The organism is Anaerolineales bacterium, from assembly GCA_019637805.1.
GTDB lineage: Bacteria > Chloroflexota > Anaerolineae > Anaerolineales > UBA11579 > JAMCZK01.
Map to the genome: position 1 here is coordinate 345107 of JAHBVB010000001.1, position 19735 is coordinate 364841.

At 65.0% G+C, this 19735-nt stretch carries 7 protein-coding genes; 6 read left to right on the forward strand and 1 reads right to left on the reverse strand.

What is annotated here, in order from left to right; genetic code table 11:
* Position 1 precedes the first annotated feature (1 nt).
* The 6 genes from KF885_01660 to rpoC all read left to right on the forward strand — a co-directional run bounded on the left by KF885_01660 (position 2) and on the right by rpoC (position 18494).
* Positions 2–5182, forward strand: a complete 5181-nt coding sequence (locus KF885_01660; GenBank protein ID MBX3047861.1) for a glycosyltransferase family 39 protein — start codon at positions 2–4, stop codon at positions 5180–5182.
* Entirely contained in the window at positions 5179–7605 is a 2427-nt protein-coding gene (locus KF885_01665; GenBank protein MBX3047862.1) for a hypothetical protein, read from the forward strand. Before KF885_01660 ends, KF885_01665 begins: the two co-directional genes overlap by 4 nt.
* Before the next feature lie 40 nt (positions 7606–7645).
* Positions 7646–9325 carry a hypothetical protein gene (locus tag KF885_01670; protein MBX3047863.1) on the forward strand — a complete coding sequence of 560 codons (1680 nt, stop codon included), beginning with the start codon at positions 7646–7648 and terminating at the stop codon, positions 9323–9325.
* 3 nt (positions 9326–9328) lie between these two features.
* Positions 9329–10708, forward strand: a complete 1380-nt coding sequence (gene cmk, locus KF885_01675) for a (d)CMP kinase (protein ID MBX3047864.1) — start codon at positions 9329–9331, stop codon at positions 10706–10708.
* A complete protein-coding gene (locus KF885_01680) occupies positions 10705–13917 on the forward strand; it encodes a HAMP domain-containing protein (protein MBX3047865.1) in 3213 nt (1070 codons plus the stop codon). The genes cmk and KF885_01680 overlap by 4 nt, the downstream gene beginning before the upstream one ends.
* Before the next feature lie 287 nt (positions 13918–14204).
* Positions 14205–18494 carry a DNA-directed RNA polymerase subunit beta' gene (gene rpoC / locus KF885_01685; GenBank protein ID MBX3047866.1) on the forward strand — a complete coding sequence of 1430 codons (4290 nt, stop codon included), beginning with the start codon at positions 14205–14207 and terminating at the stop codon, positions 18492–18494.
* A gap of 53 nt (positions 18495–18547) precedes the next feature.
* Here the strand turns inward: rpoC and KF885_01690 are convergent, their stop codons facing one another.
* The gene (locus tag KF885_01690) at positions 18548–19660 is read right to left on the reverse strand and encodes a nuclear transport factor 2 family protein (protein MBX3047867.1); all 1113 of its coding nucleotides are present in this window, start codon (positions 19658–19660) and stop codon (positions 18548–18550) included.
* Between the last annotated feature and the right edge of the window lie 75 nt (positions 19661–19735).

Consider the following 19735-nt stretch of genomic DNA (forward strand, 5'->3'; position numbering starts at 1 on the left):
TATGTCCACACCTCGCCAACGTTTCAGTCCTCTATTCGACGTGCTCTTCATCCTGATCCTGCTGATGGCGGCGCTTTTCCGTTTTAGCGGCCTGGATTGGGGCAACAATATGCACCTGCATCCGGACGAGCGTTTCATGAACCAGGTGGTGGCGGCCCTGCAGCCGGCGGAAAACCTCCAGCAATATTTCGACACGCAAAACTCCCCGCTCAACCCGAACAACCGCGGCTTCAGCTTCTTCGTCTACGGCAATTTGCCGGTGACCCTGGTGCGCTACGTGGCGGAAGCAGTCAGCCTGACCGGCTATGACCAGGTGCACACGGTCGGTCGGGCGCTTTCAGCCCTGGCGGATCTGGGCGTGGTGCTGCTGGTCTACCTGATCAGCACGCGCCTGTTCGACCGGCGGGTGGGCTTGCTGGCCATGGCCTTTTCCGCCGTGGCGGTGATGCAGATCCAGCAGTCGCACTTCTGGACGGTGGATAACTTCGTCAACTTCTTCAGCCTGCTGGCGGTGTACTTTGCGGTTCGGATCGCGACCGCCGCAGGCGAGTTCAAACGCGCGGACTTCATTGGCTTTGGCCTGGCCTTTAGCATGGCGCTGGCCTGCAAGGTCAGCCTGGCGCCGCTGGCGCTGGCCCTGCCAGCGGCGGCCGCCCTGCGCGTGCTGGCCCTGCCGGCCAAAGAGCAGGAAGAAGCCGGCTGGCGAGCCTTCGGCCTGCTGGTTCTGGCCGGGGCGCTGAGTTTTGTGGCGTTCCGCGTTTTCCAGCCCTATGCCTTCCAGGGCTTGGGCGTGGCGGGTTGGCTGGCCAACATCGGTACCGCGGTAGGCGCCGCCGAGGGCCTGCTGGACAAGGCCAGCGCTGGGCTGACGGCCCTGCTGGGCCTGAACCCGCACTGGTTGGAGACGATGCACACCCTGGCGGGCCAAGTGAATGGCGACGCCGACTGGCCGCCTTCGATGCAGTGGGCGCGCCGCCCGATCTGGTTCGGCCTGCGCAATATCGTGGGCTGGGGCCTGGGGCCGGCGCTGGCCCTGGTGTGCCTGGGCGGTTTGGCCTGGGCGGGCTGGAAGATCGTCAAGGGCGACTGGCGCAGGCCGCCGGCCCTGCTGTGGGCCTGGGGCCTGCTGTATTTCGCCTGGCAGTCCAGCGCCTTCAACCCGACGATGCGCTACTTCCTGCCCTTTTACCCGGTGCTGGTCATTTTCGGCGCCTGGGGACTGCTGCAACTGTGGGACAGCAGGCGCAGCTGGGGCCGCCCGGCGGCCATCGGTCTGGGAGCCATAGCGCTGTTGGCCGGCGCCGGCTGGGCCTTTGCCTTTTCGCAGGTGTACCAGCAAGACATTTCGCGCCTGCAGGCCAGCCGCTGGATCTACCAGAACCTGCCCGGCCCCTTAACCCTGACCTACGAGCAGGACGGGCAGCAACTCAACCAGCCGCTGCCCGCCAGCTACGATTTCAGCTATACACCCGACCTGCCGCTGCATACCGTCTTTGTTCCGCAGCATGAAGGCGTTCTGAACCAGATCAGCTTCAAATATGTGCTGGCGCCGGTACTTATCGAAGTGCGCGGCGGCCCCGAAGGCGAAGCGCTGCTGGCGCGTTACAGTCAGGTGGTGGACTTGCTGGGCCTGGCGCCTGGGGAGAACACCCTGCTGGAAGTGGAGCTGCCGCTGGAACTGCTGGCCGACCTGAACGCCGACTACCAGCTGCGCGTGCAGCTGCCAGCCGGCCAGGGCCAGGTGGCTGTTCAGGCTGTGGAGCTGTACAGCACGCAGCTGATCGACCTGCCGCGCCGGCAGGCGCTGGAGATGCCGGTGCACCTGGAGTTGGGCAGCGAGCTGACCCTCAACCTGTCAGGACCCCAGCTGCAGGCGCCAGACCGGCTGGCGCTATGGCTCGGCCCCGCCGAGCCATTGAGCCTGGCCCCGCTGCAGGCGACTTTGCAGATCCTTTCGCAGGGAGACGGCAGCGTGCTGCTGGAACAAACGCTGAGCCTGCCAATGGGCACCAGCCGCAGTGCACTGGGAACGCAACAAAGCATCCGCCTGGAGCAGCCGCTGAGCCTACCGGCAGGCCAAACCGTGGGGCTGCAGCTCAGCCTGCAGTCCGGCGCGGCCCAGTTCTGGGGCACGGCGGTGGCCAACGAGACCAGTTGGGACGATGGCCAGCCGCACCCGGTGGACGGTTACAACGGCTACGGCGGCCTGTACCAAGGCGACCACAACTTTGAGATCTATTGGAATGAGGACGCGGTCAAACTGCAGCGCTTCCTGACCATTCTGGACGAAAGCGAATACCTTTTCATCACCTCCAACCGTCAATGGGGCAGCCTGCCGCGCTTGCCGGAGCGCTTCCCGCTGGCGGTGGCGTATTACCGCGCCCTGCTGGGTTGTCCCGAAGAGCAGAGCATTGACGCCTGCTATACGAATGCCCAGCCGGAGACGGCCGCCAACGCCTTCGGCTTTGAACTGGTGCAAGTCTTTGAGAACGGGCCGCGGATTGGCGACTGGAAAATTAACGATCAGGCTGCCGAAGAAGCCTTCACCGTCTACGACCATCCCAAGGTGTTCATCTTCCAAAAGACGGCGGACTATGACCCGCAGCAATGGGCCGCACACTTGGGCCAGGTAGACCTGAACAGCGTGGTGCATGTGACCCCCAAGCAGGCCGGGGGCCGGCTGCTGCCTGATTTGCAGCTGAGCGGCGAACGGCTGGAACAGCAGCGCGCCGGCGGCACCTGGGCCGAGTTGTTCGATACCGAAAGCGCCCTGAACCGCTGGCCCTGGCTGGCGGCCGTCACCTGGTACGTGGCCCTGGCCGTCCTGGGGCTGGCAGCCTACCCGATCCTGCGTTGGACACTGCCAGGGCTGGCCGACGGCGGCTACGTCTTCGCCCGGCTGGGCGGCCTGTTGCTGCTGAGCTATGCGGGCTGGCTGGCTGGCTCGCTGGGGCTGGAACACAGCCGCGGGTTGCTGGCCGCCTTCGCGGCCGGCCTGCTCCTGCTGGGCGGCCTGGCGGCCTGGCCCCAGCGCGAGGCGTTGCGCCGGGAATGGACAGCGCGCAAAGGCGATTTCCTGCGCGTCGAAGCGCTTTTCCTGTTGTTCTTCCTGCTCTTGCTCTTCGCCCGCTTCATGAACCCAGATCTGTGGCACCCCGGCTTCGGCGGCGAAAAGCCGATGGACTTCGCCTATTTCAATGCGGTGCTCAAGAGCAGCAGCTTCCCGCCCTATGACCCTTGGTTTGCCGGCGGCTACATTAACTATTACTACTGGGGCTTCGTTCTGGTGGGTTCATTGGTCAAACTGCTGGGCATCGTGCCGGCGGTGGCCTACAACCTGGTGCTACCCAGCCTGTTTGCCATGCTGGCCCTGGGCGCCTACGGCCTGGCCTGGAACCTGTGGACTGCCTGGTCTGCCGGGCGGCGCACCAACCTCTCGCCGGTGGCCGTGGGCGTTGCCGCGGCGGTGGCGGTGGTGCTGCTGGGCAACCTGGCCAGCTTTGGCACGTTCTTCACCGCCTACGCCCGCCTGGGTAGCGAGGGCGCCTTCACCCCGGATAGCGGCCTGCTCAGCCAGATCGGCTGGATGCTGCGCGGCCTGTGGATGGGCATTGGCGGCCAGTCGCCGCCGATCAGCCTGGGCGATTGGTATTGGACCCCCACGCGCATCATCCGCCCGCTGAACGGCGAAGTCGGCCCGATCTCGGAGTTCCCGCTGTTCACCTTCACCTATGCGGACCTGCACGCCCACATGATCGCCCTGCCAGTGACCCTGCTTAGCCTGGCCTGGGCCGCCTCAGCGGTGTTGAGCAAGGCCTGGGACGGCCTGCGCAACCCCTGGCAGGCGGCCGCCTCGCTGCTGCTGGGCGCGTTGGTGCTGGGCAGCCTGCGGCCGATCAACACCTGGGACCTGCCGACCTACCTGGCGATCGGTGTTCTGGCGCTGGGCTATGCTCTGTGGCGCTATGGGCGCCTGGGCAAGCTGGCGCCCTGGTGGTTGGCCGGCGCTGGAACGGCGGCGCTGGTGGCGTTGAGCGTGCTGGCCTACCAGCCTTTCATGAACTGGTACCGCCAGGGCTATGCCTCGCTGGAACTGTGGAGCGGGTCGCATACGCCCAGCGCGGCGTATCTGAACCACTGGGGGATTTTCCTGTTCTTCATCGTGGCCTGGCTGGCCTGGGAGACGCGCCAGTGGCTGGCCAGCACGCCTTTATCGGCGCTGCGCAAACTGGAACCCTATGTAAGCTGGTTGATGATCGCGTTCGCCGCGCTGCTGTTTGCCTTTATCACGCTGGTCATTTTGGACGTGCACATCGCCTGGCTGGTCCTGCCGCTGCTGGTATGGGTCGGCTTGCTGTTCCTGCGTCGCGACCTGCCTGAGATCAAGCGCATGATCCTCTTTCTGGTCGGCACTGGCTTGTTCCTGACGCTGATGGTCGAGGTGATCCGCCTGCAGGGCGACATCTCACGCATGAACACGGTCTTCAAGTTCTACCTGCAGGCCTGGGTGCTGCTGGGCAGCAGCGCGGCCCTGGCGCTGGCCTGGACGCTGGAGGATATGCCCGAGTGGAGCGCGGGCTGGCGCAACTTCTGGCAAAGCGCCGCGGCGCTGCTGCTGTTGTGCGGTTCACTGTTCATGATCCAGGGCGTCACGGCCAAAATGGTCGACCGCATGGCGCAAGAGGCGCCGCGCGGCTTGGACGGTATGGCCTACATGCAGCACGCTGTATATTACGATCGGGAGCGGCGCCTGGAACTCTCGCAGGATCACGCCGCCATCCGCTGGCTGCAAGAGAATGTAGCCGGTTCGCCGGTGATCGTGGAAGGCTATGCCGGTGAATACCACTGGGGCGGGCGCATCAGTATCTACACCGGCCTGCCCAGCGTACTGGGTTGGAACTGGCACCAGCGCCAGCAGCGCGAGTTTGTGCCAGGCAACGACGTATTTGGCCGCATGGCCCAAGTGGATGAGTTCTACACCACCACCGACCTGGTGATTGCTCAGGCTTTATTGGACAGGTATCAAGTGCAGTACATCATCCTGGGCCAGATGGAACGGGCCTATTACCCGGGCGATGGCCTGCTCAAGTTCGAGGAGCAGGACGGCCGCTTGTGGCGGGCCGTATTCCGCCTGAATGACACCGTGATCTACGAAGTGCTCCCGCGGAGCAGCGCACCGTGAGCGAAGTACTGAGCGTATTGGGCTGGTACCTGCTGCTGGCCGCGTTGGGCGGGCTGGCCTTGCCGGTGGGCTACCGCTTTTTTTGCGCGCTGGCGGACAAAGGTTACGCCTTCTTGCGCCCGCTGAGCCTGCTGCTGTGGGGCTTTCTCTTCTGGCTGTTGGGCAGCTACGGGCTGCTCCCCAACAACCCGGCCGGCATCCTCAGCGCTACACTGCTGCTGGGCGGCCTGAGCTGGTGGGCAGCCCGCGGCCTGCAGCCGGGCGAACTGCGCGGCTGGCTGCGCAGCCAACGCGGCACGCTGCTGGCGATGGAAGCGCTGTTCTTGCTGGCCTTTGTTTTCATGGCCTGGGTGCGCGCCGCCAGCCCGCAGATCTACCATACCGAGCAGCCGATGGAGCTCGCCTTCATCAACGCCATCCTGCGCTCGCCGGCCCTGCCGCCGCACGACCCGTGGATGTCGGGGTTCTCGATCTCCTATTATTACTTCGGCTACCTGATGGTGGCGATGCTGGCCCAGCTGTTGAAGCTGAGCGGCTCGCTGGCCTTCAACCTGGGCTTTGTCAGCATCTTCGCCTGTACCGCCCTGGCGGCCTATGGCCTGGCCTACAACCTGCTGATGGTCTACAAGCCGCGCCTGCAGCGCAGCCTGCTGTGGCTGGCCGGCCTGGCGCCGCTGCTGGTACTGCTGCTGGGCAATGGCGGCGCGCTGCTGGAGCTGGCCCACGCGCGCCACGTCTTGTGGGCGCCGGGCGCTGAGGGCACGCTGCAGTCACGCTTCTGGACCTGGCTGGACGTGGACGAACTGTCCAGCCCGCCAGTAGGCGAGCCGTCCTGGACGCCGCGCCACTACGACACGGATTTCTGGTGGTGGTGGCGCTCCTCGCGCATCATCAACGACCGCGACCTGAGCGGCAGTGACCAGGAAGTCATCGATGAGTTCCCGGCCTTCTCCTTCACGCTGGGCGACCTGCACCCGCATGTGCTTTCGATGCCTTTTGTGCTGCTGGCCACCGGCCTGGCGCTGAACCTGTACCTGGGCGGCGGCGCACGCCGCCAGCCGCTGCCCGCCCTGGGGTTCAAGATCCAGGCCGAGGACCTGGCTTTTGCGATCGTGCTGTTGGGCGGGCTGGCCTTCCTCAATATTTGGGACTTCCCCATCTACGCAGCCCTATACGGCTTGGCCTACCTGCTGCGTCAGGGACGGCGCGAGGGCTGGCGTTGGGAGCACTTTATTGACTTGCTGGCATTGGGCCTGGTGCTGCTGGTGGGTGGCGTGGCAGCCTACCTGCCCTTCTACCTGGGCTTCACTTCACAGGCCGGCGGCATTCTGCCCAACCTGATCAACCCCTCGCGCGGGGCGCATTTGTGGATCATGTTCGGCTGGCTGTGGCTGCCGTTGCTGGCCTACCTGCTGTGGCTGTGGAAAGGCGCCCGCTGGCAAGGCTTGGGGCGCGGCCTGCTGTACGGGCTGGCGTTGGCGGCCGGGCTATGGCTGCTGTCTGTGGGGCTGGCCGGGTTGTACGCGGGGCTGCTGCCCGGCAGCGCTCTGGGGCAGGCCGTGGCCGCGCTGGGGGGCGGCAGTCTGGGTGAGATTCTGGCGGCTGGTCTGCAGCGCCGAGCGGCGGCGATTGGCGGCAGCCTGTCTCTGGCAGCCTTGCTGGGTCTGTGCCTGGGCCTGTTGAGCCAGAAACCGCCAGCCAAGAAGGTCGAACCGCAGCACAGCCCGGTGCACGCTTTCGTGCTGTTGATGGTCTTCATGGGCGCCTTGTTGGTCACCGCGCCGGAATTTATTTATTTGCGTGACCAGTTCGGTACACGCATGAACACTGTGTTCAAGTTCTATTTCCAGACCTGGCAGCTGTGGGCCGTGGCGGCCGCGGTAGGCGCCGTGGTACTGCTGAGCGAGTTGCGCCGCGTCTGGCGGGCGGCCTTTGCCGGCTTGATGGCGCTGGCGCTGGCGGCCGGGCTGCTGTTCTCGCTCTACTCTTTTTCGCAGATCACGCGCAACCCGGTGGGCAGCCTGGACGGAGCCGCCCACCTGCCCGCCGACACCCAGGCGGCCATCGCCTGGCTGCAGGCGGCGCCGCTGGGCGTACTGGCCGAGGCGGTGGGGGCCAGCTATGACAGTTCCACTTCGCGCTTCTCAGCCTTCAGCGGCCAGCCCACCCTGATGGGCTGGCCGGGCCACGAAGGGCAATGGCGCGGCGGGAATGTGGACTGGACGCGCATGGACCAGCTGCGCACGCTGTATAGCACGTCGGATTGGCGCAGCGCCCAACTGATCCTGGAAGACTACAACATCCAATATGTGGTGGTAGGCCCCACAGAACGCGCCAGTTACCCAGTCAACGAAGAAAAATTCGCCCAGAACCTGCGCATCGTTTTCCAGAGCGAAAGCATCACCATCTATCAAGTCCCGTAATCCGAGCCGGCATGGATGGCTCGGCTATAATGAGCCATCCATGCCAAAAGCCACCTCCCCCAGCCGGGGACAATTCTTTTTCCTGCTGATTCTGCTGCTGGCAGCCGGGCTGCGCTTTGTACACCTGGGTTCTGCGCCACTGAGCGAATTTGAAGCCGGCGCGGCGCTGGCGGCAAAGGCCGTGGCCCAGGGCCAGCCCGCCGACCTGGGAGCGCAGCCCGGCTATGTGCTGCTGACCAGCTTGCTCTTTCGCCTGCTGGGCACGGGCAACGCCCTGGCGCGCCTTTGGCCGGCCGTGGCCAGCCTGGCGCTGGTGGCACTGCCCTACTATTGGCGCAAAACCCTGGGGCAGACTGTGGCGCTGGTGCTGAGCCTGTTTCTGGCGCTGGACCCCGGCCTGGTGGCCTTGGCGCGCCTGGCGGGCGGGTCGAGCCTGAGCCTGGCGGCGAGCCTGTGGGCAGCCAGCCTGCTGCTGCGCGGCCGGGCCGTGCCCGCCGGGGCGCTGGCCGCCGCCGCCCTGCTGGCCGGGCCAGGCGTATATTTGGGCCTGGCCGCCGCAGGGGCTGCCCGGCTGCTGGTGCGTCCCAAGCTGCCTAGCCCTCCATGGCAGGCGGCCCTACCCGCCTTCTTCGCCACGCTGGTTCTTGGGGGGACGCTGCTCTTCAGCGCACCGCAAGGCCTCTCCGGCCTGGGACAAGGCCTGGCGGCCTTCTTGCTGGGCCACGGGTACCCGCCCGGAGTGAGCATCGGCGAAATGCTCTTCGCCCTGTTCGGCTACGGGCTGCCGGCCTTGCTGCTGGGCCTGCCGCACCTGCTGCGGGCAGAGCCGGCGCCGGGGACACGCCCGGCGGCGATCTTCGCCGGGCTGGCCCTGCTGCTGGCGCTGCTGCACCCTGGCCGCCAAGTGGCGCACCTGGCCTGGGTCTTGCTGCCCCTGTACTGGCTGGCGGCGGCCGAGGTCAGCCGTTACCTGCGGCGTCCGCAGGAGGAGCCCAGAGCGACCTATGGCGAATTTGTGCTGATCAGCCTGCTGATGCCCTTTTTTGCCTTCACCCTGGCGCGCGCCAGTGGTGAGGACTATCTGCTGTATTTTGAACCCGGTCGGCTGATGCCGGTGGTCAATCCGCAAGTGCTGCTGCCCCTGGTGGTGGTGTTGATCGCGGGGGCGGCTAGCCTGTTGGTGGCCTTGGGCTGGTCGCCGCGCGCCGCGCGCCAGGGTCTGGTGTGGGCGCTGAGCCTGGCCGCCTGCTTAGGCCTGCTAGCCGCCAGCGCCCGCTATGGGCGCCAAACCGCGGCGCTGACGCACGATTTATGGCAGCCGGGCGCGGCCACGGCCAACCTGCGCCCCTTATTGGAGAGTGTAGATGACCTCTCATTCTGGGGCGCCAGCCAGCCTGGCGCCCTGGCAATCCAAAGGCGCAGCCCAAGCGCCGCGTTGGATTGGGCGCTGCGCGAGTACCCAGCGGCCAGTGGCCAGGCGGCGCCGGCCCTGGCCATCACCCCCGCCGACCAGCTGCCGGTGGAGTTCGCCGCCTACCGCGGGCAAAGCTTTGCCTGGCAAACCCGCCGGGACTGGGACGCCTGGCCGCCCAACATTTTCGCCTGGCTGCTGTTCCGCCAGGGCAGCCAGACCGATCAGCACATCATCCTGTGGGCGCGCACCGACCTGTTCGCGGACGGCGACGCAAGCTTGCAAAACTTCGACGAGGCAATTCCCTAAACTATGACGCGTAAACTCAGCATCGCCATCGACGGCCCAGCCGCATCGGGAAAATCCACCCTGGCAGAGGCCCTGGCCAAGGAATTGGGCTACCTGTACTTCGACACGGGGGCCATGTACCGCGCCGTGACCCTGGCCGCCCTGCGCCAGGGCATCGATACCCAAGACCAACAGGCCCTGGCGGAATTGGCTGAGCAGGCCGACATTGACCTGCGCCCTCCCAGCAAGGCCGACGGCCGCTTGAGCGACGTGTTTCTGGATGGCGAGGACATCACTTGGGAGATCCGCACCAAGGCCGTGGACGTCAACGTCTCGGATGTGTCGGCGGTGCCCGCCGTGCGCCAGGCGCTCGGCGCCCAGCAGCGCCGCATTGGCCTGCGCGGCGGGGTGGTGATGGCCGGCCGTGACATCGGCACCGTGGTGCTGCCTGAAGCTGAGCTGAAGATCTATTTGGACGCCTCGCCGGAAGAACGCGCCCACCGCCGCCACAGCGAGCTGCTGGAGCAGGGCAAGGAAGCCAATTACGAGAAGGTGCTGGCGGCGCTGATCGAGCGCGACAAGATCGACTCCAGCCGGGCGGTGGCGCCGCTGAAGCCAGCGGAGGACGCGGTGATGCTGAAGAGTGACGGCATGCCGCGTGAAGAAGTGCTGGATTTGGTGCTGAAGCTGGTCGCCGAGCGCAGCCAGCCAGAAGACCCGCAAAGCAGCCCCAATTACCGGTTGCCGCTGAGCAATTGGATCTTCCGCCACATCTTCGGGCCGATCTTTCGCCTGCTGTTCCGGATCTTGTGCCAGGTTCGCCTCGAAGGGCTGGAGAACGTGCCTCGCAAGGGACCTTACATCATTGCCTACAACCACGTCTCCAACTTCGAGCCGCCTTTTGTGCTGGCGTTCTGGCCGTATTTCCCCGAGGCGGTGGCCGGCGCCGATGTGTTCCAGCGTAAAGCGATCAACCTGTTCGTCGGCGGCTACGGGGCCATCCCGGTGCGGCGCGGCGAGTATGACCGCAAAGTGATCGACACCATGCTGGAGGTGCTGGCGAGCGGCCGGCCGCTGGCCATTGCTCCCGAGGGCGGGCGCAGCCACGACCCCGGCCTGCGCCCGGCCCGGGCCGGCGTGGCCTACCTGATGGACCGCGCCGGCGTGCCGGTGGTGCCGGTGGGCATCAGCGGCACCAGCGACGAAGTGCTCAAGCTGGCTGTGCGCGGCAAACGCCCGCAGCTGACCATGCGGGTCGGCCCGGCCTTCAACCTGCCGCCGATCGCGGGACGCGGCGAAGAGCGCCGGGCGGCGCGCCAAGCCAACGCCGACCTGGTGATGAGACACATCGCCAGCCTGCTGGCGCCGGAGCACTGGGGCGTGTATAAACCTTTGGAGAAATGATCACTTACTTTTTGGCCGGCTTTCCCTTTCAGCGTTTGCTGCCGCCTAATGGCCCCCTGGCCTGGTTGGCCGGGCTGCTGTTGGGCGGCCTGCTGCTGCGCTGGCTGTGGCGGCAGCCGCGCCGCGCCGCCTGGGACCGGGCGGAGTGGTTTTGGCTGCTGGGCCTGCTGCTGCTGACCCCGCTATCGATCCTCCTGGTTGGCCTGCGCTTGTCCAGCGCCGGCTTGTTGCCCATTCCTGCCCTGGGACCGCCGCCGGTGGCCCCGCTGCTGCCCCTGCTGGCCGCCCTGCCCTGGGTGCTGGCGGTTGCCCGTCTGGGCAGCCTGCCCGGCGCGGCGCTGGCCGGGCTCTCCGGGTTGCTGCTGGCTTTCTGGGGCACGCGCAGCCCCTTCACCACCCTGGAACACGCCTGGGTGGCGGCTATATTTGCCGCCGCAATCAGCCAGACCTATAGCAGCCGCTTGTTCGGTTGGCTGCGCCAGCCGCTGGTGGCGGCCGCTGCCTTGGCCCTGCTCTACCCGCTGTTCTATCTCCTGACCGCCACTTTCTGGGCCTCGGCAGACCTGGTGACCGCATTGGATTTCGCCCTGGTGTCTTTGGCGCCTGTGACCCTGGCGGCCGGGCTGCCGCTGCTGGTGGCTGGGTTGGCGCTGCAGCTGGCGCAAGCCCGCGGGCTGCTGGCCCCGACACCGGCCGCCCCACAGGCGGCGCCCAACCAGCGCAGCCTGGAGGGCCGCCTGCTCTTCACGCTGGGCCCGGTGGTGCTGCTGGCCTTCGCCGCACTAGCGGCGCTGTCCTGGTGGTCGGCCAGCCGGGCCGCCGAACGCCTGCTCAACGAGCGCGTGCAGTCGGCCGTGCAGGTCACGGCCGGCAGCGTACCCTTCCTGTTGGAAACCGGGCAAAACCTGATCGCCCAGTTGGCGGGCAACCCCGGCCTGCCAGACGCCTCGTCCGCGGCAGCGCAGGAGATCCTGCAAAACCACCTGCGGGCTGTGCCGTATTTTGAGCAACTCTTTTACCTTGACACCGGCGGCAATAGCGTGGCCGGGCTGCCGCAGGCTGATCTGCTGCAGCTGCCGCCCAGCCAGGCCGAACTGGAGGCGGTAAGCCTGGCGATCCAAGGCCTGGGCTTCCAAGTGGTCAGCGCGCCCGCCAACAGCCCGCAAAGCAATGCCGCCCAATTGGCCTTCGTGGCCGCGGTGCGCAACGCCAACGGGCAGGTGCGCGGCGTGCTGTTGGGCCGCACCAGCCTGGCCTCCAACCCCTTCGCCCAGCCCGCAGTGCAAAGCCTGCGCAGCCTGTCCAGCCTGGGCGGGCAGGGCTTCCTGCTGGACGGCGATGGGCGCATTGTGCTAGCCGCCGATCCGGGCGCCCTGCTGCAGCCTTACAACAACCGGCGCGGCCCTGCGGCCCTGAACTATAGCGACGCCGCCCCGGATGGTTCGCGCCGGTTTATCAGCTATTTGCCCGTGACCGGCAGCAACTGGGCCGTGGCGGCCCACTGGCCCGCCCGCCTCAGCCAGCAGCTGGCCCTGGAGCTGGTGCTGCCGATCGGCCTGGTGCTGCTGGCGCTGGCTGGGCTGGCGTATTGGCTGCTGCGCACCAGTTTGCGCTCCGTGACCGGTTCGCTGCACACACTGATGGGCGAAGCCAAGCGTCTGGCCACGGGCGACCTGCAGGCGCCCCTGGCGGTGACCGGGCCAGACGAGGTGGGCCGCCTGGCGGATGCTTTTGAAAGCATGCGCCTGGCGCTGAAGGACCGCGTGGATGAAAGCCGGCGGTTGCTCTCGGTCAGCCAGGGGCTGAGCGCCAGCTTGGACGCCAGCACCCATGTCGACCCGATATTGAACGCGGCCCTGGCCAGCGGCGCCGCCGCGGCCCGCCTGGTGCTACGCAGCGACAGCGGTCAAGTCTCAGGCTACGGCCTGGGGCCGGCTGCCCGCAGCAGCCAGGGGCTGGACAAGCAGATCTTTGACCTGTCCGCCAAGCAAGACCGCATCCTGCTGACCAACCCAGCCCGGGCACGCCTGAAGGCGGCGCCTGGGACCGGTCTGCCGCAAGCCATCGCCGCGTTCGCTCTGCGCCAGAAAGAGCAATACCTAGGCGTGCTGTGGCTGGCCTATGACCAAGCCCAAACCTTTGACCCCAATACGGTGCAATACCTGGAAGCCCTGGCAGACCAGGCCGGCCAGGCCGGGCTGAACGCCTACCAATACGCCAGCGCCCAACAAGGCCGCCAGCGCTTCGAAGCCGCCTGGAATGCAGTGCCCGAGCCGGTGCTGCTGACCGACGCCAGCGACAAAGTGCTGTTCGCCAACCCCGCCGCCCTGCAGGCGCTGGACAAGCCGGCCGAGGCGGTGCTGGGGGCAGCCCTGCCGGGTTTGCTGGCCCTGCCGCAGGGCGAGCAGGCCGCCGCCGGCTTCGAGATCGAGCTGGGCAGCCAGGTGTACCTGGCCACGGTGTCTGAACTGCAAGACAGCCGGCAGAGCGTGGGCAAAGTGGTGTACTTGCGCGACCTGAGCAGCCTGCGCCGGGCAGAAAATGCGCGCAGCGACTTCCTGGCCACCCTGAGCCACGACCTGCATGAACCGCTGGACCAGACCCAGGGCTATGTGCAAATGCTGGCGGCTCAGGGCCAGCTCAACGAGCAGCAGAGCAGCTACCTGCGCAAGATCGAGCACAACCTGGAGAACATCGCCCGCCTCTCCAGCAACTTGACCGATATTGAGCGCGTCTCCGGCTTGAAGAGCCTGGAGCTGCAAACTTTCCCGATCGCCACCCTGATTCAGGACGTGCTGAGCGAACTGACCCCACGCGCCCGCCAAAAGAACCTGGATCTGGTGCAGCACACGGCCGGCACAGCCCAGCCGCTGAGGGCAGACCGCACGCTGCTGCAGCGCGCCCTGCACAATCTGCTGGACAATGCCATCAAGTTCAGTCCGCGTGAGAGCGTGATCCAGATCAGCAACGTATATGCCGGCGATCGGTTGACCCTGGCCATCACTGACCACGGATCCGGCATTGCGCCGCTGGACCTGCCGCAGATCTTCCAGGCCAAGCCAGGCGCCGAGCGCAAGTCTTCGGGCCTGGTGATCGTGCGCTCCGTAGTGGAGCGGCACGGCGGCCGCGTTTGGGCCGAAAGTGAACTGGGCTCCGGCAGTACTTTCTTCATGGAGCTGCCGCTGACGCCCTACCAGGCAGCCGGCTAACCTCTGCACAGCTTGACAGGCTTGACAGCCAAGATATAATTACTGCATCAATCGAATAGCTTGCTTGCCAACTAAAGCGAGCGCTTAGGAGAAAACTTCCTAAGTGCTTGTTTTGTTTGTGTGTGTTCGTAGCACGTTTGTTCGGAAATCTTGTCTTTGCCTGGTGGTGTTATGCCCATTCGCGGAAAACTCAAAGCAGCCCAAGGGGTCAAACAATTTTCCGCGGCACATGCCCAGCAGTCATCACAACAGCATTCTCGCAATCAATATAAGGAGGCCACCTAATTATGGAAACCAAGGGACTGCGCGCGCTGCGCATCAGCCTGGCCTCGCCGGAGACCATCCGCAGCTGGTCGTATGGCGAAGTGCTCAAACCCGAAACGATCAACTACCGCCGCCTTCGTCCGGAGAAAGACGGCCTGTTCGATGAAGCCATCTTTGGCCCCACCCGTGACTGGCAGTGCTATTGCGGTAAGTATAAGAATATTCGCTACAAGGGTATTGTCTGCGACAAGTGCGGTGTAGAAGTCACGCGCTCGTCCGTGCGCCGTGAGCGCATGGGCCACATTGCGCTGGCTGCCCCCGTGGCCCACGTCTGGTACACCCGTCGGGTGCCCTCCTACCTCGGCCTGCTGCTGGACATCTCGCGCCGCAATCTGGACCGCGTGCTGTATTTCGCCCAGTATGTAGTCACCTATGTCGACGAAGACGCCCGTGAAAAGGCGCTGGCCCGCCTGGCCGAAGAGATCAACGACGCCGAGAAGGAACACGCCGGCTCGATCAACTCGCAGATCGCCGAAGTCAAGAAGCAGCGCGACGAAAAGCTAGCGGAGCTGGACAAGCGCACCAAGGAAATCGAAACGCGCTACGACGAAGAACTGGCCGCCAAGATCGACCCGATCATCAAAGAAGGCCAGAAACTGGAAACCAAGCTGCAAGAGCAGCAGGGCAAAGAATCACGCGCCGGGATCAAGTTCAGCAATGACGCCGTGATCGTGCAGCCGGGCGAGACCGTGGCCAGCCAGCACATTGCTGCAGTGCAGGCCCAGGTCAAAGCCTTCCTGGAAGCCCAGGAAAAAGACGCAGCCGAGAACAAGCAGAAAGAGCTGGAACGCCTGGCCGTGGAACGCGCCAGCATCAAGGCCGAAAGCGAAATGGGCATGAACCAACTGCGCATGACGCTGGACGACAAGACCGCCCCTGAGCAGGATGAGCGTGTACGTGCCCGCGAAGAGCTGGAGACGCTGCGCCACCTGACCTTTATGGGCGAGAACCGCTACCGCGAACTGCGCACACGCTATGGCCAGGTCTTCCGCGCCGACATGGGCGCCGAAGCCTTCTACGACATTTTGGAGCGCCTTGACCTGGACAAGCTGGCCGAGGAGCTGTGGACCGAGCTGCGCACCTCGCGCAGCAAGCAGCGCCGCCGCAAGGCCACCAACCGCCTGCGGGTGGTGGAGTCCTTCCGCCGCTCCGGCAATCGCCCCGAGTGGATGATCATGACCGTGCTGCCGGTGATCCCGCCGGACCTGCGCCCGATGGTGCAGTTGGATGGCGGCCGCTTCGCCACCTCGGACCTGAACGACCTTTACCGCCGCGTGATCAACCGCAACAACCGCCTCAAACGCTTGTTGGAGTTGGGCGCGCCGGACGTGATCGTGCGCAACGAAAAGCGCATGCTGCAAGAAGCAGTCGACTCGTTGATCGACAACTCGCAGCGCGGCAAGGCGCTCTCGCGCCGCGGCCGCCGCGAGCTCAAGTCGCTCAGCGACCTGCTCAAAGGCAAGAAGGGCCGCTTCCGCCGCAACCTGTTGGGCAAGCGCGTGGACTACTCCGGTCGTTCGGTGATCGTGGTCGGTCCGCAGCTGAAGCTGTACCAGTGCGGTCTGCCCAAGTCGATGGCGCTGGAACTGTACAAACCATTCGTGATCTCCGAACTGGTCGCCAAGGGCTACACTTTGAACGTCAAGGGCGCCAAGCGCATCATTGACCGCAACCGGCCGGAAGTCTACGAAGTCTTGGAAGAAGTCATCAAGCAGCGCCCGGTATTGCTGAACCGCGCGCCGACGCTGCACCGCCTGGGCATCCAGGCCTTTGAGCCGATCCTGATCGAGGGCAGCGCCATCCAGCTGCACCCGCTGGTCACCACGGCCTTCAACGCCGACTTTGACGGTGACCAGATGGCCGTGCACGTGCCGCTGTCACGCAAGGCGGTGTGGGAGGCGCGCGAGCTGATGCTCTCGACCCGCAACCTGCTGAAGCCGGCCGACGGCGAACCGATCATCGGCCCGTCCAAGGACATGGTGCTGGGTGTGTATTACCTGACCATGGAACCGCACGCACTGGGCAAGGATGAGAAACCGCGCGTCTTCTCCGAGATGGACGAAGTCGACATGGCCTACCAGCTGCAGCAGGTCAAGGTACACACCCCCATCCGCCTGCGTGCGGAAACCTGGTTTGACGACCAGGGCAACCGCCTGGCCGAGCCCGAGACGCGCATGCTGGACACTACGGTGGGCCGCGTGCTCTTCAACATGGTGTTGGAGCCGGAGATCCGCTTCGTGAATGAGAAGATGGGCAAAGGCGAGATCAAAGACCTGATCGCCCAGCTGCTGGAAGTAACCGGCGACGAAGAGCGCACCACCGGCGTGGCCGACCGTGTCAAGGACATCGGCTTCAAGTACGCCACCCGCTCCGGCACGACCATCGCCATTTCGGACATTACCATTCCGGAAGAAAAGGGCGAGATCGTGGCGGCGGCCATGGAACGCGAAGAGGCTGTGGAAGAGGACTTCCGCCGCGGCCTGCTGACCGAGCAAGAACAGAACGAGCGCGTGATCGAGATCTGGCAGGAGACCACCAACAAGGTCGCCAAGGCGGTGCGCGAACGCATGAACCCGCTGGGCAACCTGGCCACCATGGCCAACTCCGGCGCCACCAAGGGCGGCTTCAGCTCGATTTCGCAGCTGGCCGGCATGCGCGGCATGATGGCCGACCCCTCGGGGCGCATCATCCCGCTGCCGATCCGTTCCAACTTCCGCGAGGGTCTGACCACGCTGGAATACTTCATCTCCACCCACGGCTCCCGCAAGGGTCTGGCCGACACGGCGCTGCGTACAGCAGATGCCGGTTACCTGACCCGCCGCCTGGTGGACGTGGCGCAGGACGTGATCACGATCGATGATGACTGCGGCACTGAAGAAGGTATCTGGATCCGCAGCACAGACAAAGTGGCCGACCAAGCGCTGAGCAACCGCGTTTCCGGCCGAGTGGCCGCCCAGAACATCGTCGATCCGAAGACCGGCGAAGTGCTGGTGGAGAAGAACCAACTCATCGGCCACGAGGAAACCCGCCGGGTAGCCGCCTCTGCGGTGGAAGAAGTGTACGTCTTCTCCCCGCTGACCTGCGAAGCTGAGCAGGGCATCTGCATCAAGTGCTACGGCATGGACCTGGGCCGCGGCCGCGTGGTAGACACCGGCGCGGCAGTCGGCATCGTAGCGGCGCAGTCCATCGGTGAACCCGGTACGCAGCTGACGCTGCGCACCTTCCACACCGGTGGTGTGGCCGCTGAATCCGACATCACCACGGGTCTGCCGCGTGTGGAAGAGCTGTTCGAAGCCCGCCGGGCGCCGAAGGGCGAAGCGGTTGTGGCTGAGCTGGGCGGCACGGTGGAAGTTTCGCAGTCCGAGCGTTTCAGCGACATGCGCATCATCCGCATTCTGCACAGCGCCATGGTGCACGACGAATACGAGCTGCCCAAGGGCTACCGCATCGCCGTGGAAGACGGCCAGAAGCTGGAAGCCGGCGCGGTGCTGGCCTCACTCAAAGAGAACGACGTCAAAGCCGAAAATGCCGGCATTGTACGGATAGAAGACCGGGTCGTGTACGTGTCTTACGAGCAGAAAGAAGTCGTGGAATACGAAGTGCCCAACACCACGCGCATGCTGATCAAGAGCGGCGAGAAGGTGGAAGCCGGCCAGGCGCTGACCGAAGGCTCGCTGAACCCGCACAACATCCTGCGCATTCAGGGCCGCGACGCTTGCTACATGTACCTGCTTTCCGAAGTGCAGCGGGTGTACCGCTCGCAGGGCCAGAACATTCACGACAAGCACTTTGAGGTCATCATCCGCAAGATGATGTCCAAAGTGCAGGTGACCCGCCCCGGCGACACCGGTTACCTGCCGGGCGACCATGTCAACCGCCTGGACATGCGCAAGAAGAATGAAGCGCTGATCGCCGAAGGCCGTGAGCCGGGCAAGTTCGTGGAAGTGCTGCTGGGTATCACCAAAGCTTCGCTCACCACCGACTCGTTCCTCTCTGCAGCCTCCTTCCAGCACACCATCAAGGTGCTGGCGGGCGCGGCCATCGCCGGCCAGGAAGATTACCTGACCGGCCTGAAGGAGAACGTGATCCTGGGCAAACTGATCCCGGCGGGCACCGGCCACCCGGCCAACGCCCACCTGCTGCCACCGCCGGAGCCGCGCCCTGAAGCCCGGGTCGAGGCCCCGCTGATGGCCACCGAGCTGGACATGCTTCCCAATGTGCCCCCGATCGAGCCGATCGACGACGGCGAGTAGCCGACAAGAATCAAAAAGCCCCGCACAATGTGCGGGGCTTTTTTGTTGGATGCTTAGGGTTTCTGCACCGTGAAATAGGTGTAGTGATAGGCAATGTGGTCGTTTTGCAAGCCCAATGAATCTTTGCCGTCCAGCACGCGGCCATTGCTGGATTGGGCGGACCAGGTGATGGTGCGCACATTGCCATTCTGCGACTGGCCGGTGATCTCAAAGCGACCGCCCGGCAGCGTTTCGCGCAGCAGGGCGTTGTACCAGCGCAAGATGCTCTCCGGTCCCTGGCGGGTGTGCTGGGCGCTGACATGCACGCCCTCGGTGTCGTAGAGCGCCGCCACCTTGACCGGATCATTGGAATTCATGGCGTTAATATAGCGAATGGCGATATCCGGCTTCTCTTCCACTGCCGGGGCATCCCAGCGATAGTCTTTGACCGCATTCCACAGCAGTGAATTGTCCCAGCGGGCGTAATACCATTCCCAGAAATTGACGCCGGGCAACTCCAACTCACGCGCCTTATCCATAAAGGCCTGTATCTGCTTGGGGGTCGGCTTCCAGGTACCCTCGGGGTACACGCAGCCCGTAGGGATGATGGGGCGCCAGACGCGCAAGGCCTGGTGCTCACGCACCGTGCGCAGCAGCTGCTCGGCGGGGTTGAAAGATTTGATCCAGTAGACCTGGGGCATATTCAGGTCGCAAAAATCCAAGAAGGTCTCGTAAGGGAACGGCCGGTGCATGGTGGGAAAGCGAAAAGTGCTCAGGGCTATCGGCGTGCTGGGCAAGCCCTTGCGCAATTCCTGCATGTAGCGCCCGGCGACCGCATCCATGCCGGGCTGCTTGAACTCTATCTCTGCATTGACCACGAAGCCGGGCAGGTTGAACTGCCGCACGCGTTGGATGGCCATTTGGGCTTCTTTGACCGGGTTGCGGCCATAGACGTACTGCCAGCCCCAGGGCTGGATGCCGCGCTGCCGCAGCGCGGCCACCAACTCCGGGACACGGTCGTATTGGGTGTCACGGTCTACGTTGTAGGTATATTCGCCATCGGTGATCTTGATCAGCACATGGCTCATCCCCGCCTGGCGCGCCAATTCCGCAATTGCATTCGGATCGCCGCGCTCCACGCGCTGGATGATCCACAAGTACATTCCTTTGCCGTATAACATCTGCATTGGCTCCAATCCCCCTTGTAGCAAGTTCTGTGCCGAAAGTGGTCGGCGACCACCGTTAGGGCTGCCATTTTTGTC

Excerpts from the sequence above, each read along its gene's own strand:
- rpoC (MBX3047866.1), top strand. The coding sequence starts at position 14,205 with ATGGAAACCAAGGGACTGCGCGCGCTGCGCATCAGCCTGGCCTCGCCG.
- KF885_01680 (MBX3047865.1), top strand. The coding sequence starts at position 10,705 with ATGATCACTTACTTTTTGGCCGGCTTTCCCTTTCAGCGTTTGCTGCCG.
- KF885_01660 (MBX3047861.1), top strand. The coding sequence starts at position 2 with ATGTCCACACCTCGCCAACGTTTCAGTCCTCTATTCGACGTGCTCTTC.
- KF885_01670 (MBX3047863.1), top strand. The coding sequence starts at position 7,646 with ATGCCAAAAGCCACCTCCCCCAGCCGGGGACAATTCTTTTTCCTGCTG.
- KF885_01690 (MBX3047867.1), bottom strand. The coding sequence starts at position 19,660 with ATGCAGATGTTATACGGCAAAGGAATGTACTTGTGGATCATCCAGCGC.
- cmk (MBX3047864.1), top strand. The coding sequence starts at position 9,329 with ATGACGCGTAAACTCAGCATCGCCATCGACGGCCCAGCCGCATCGGGA.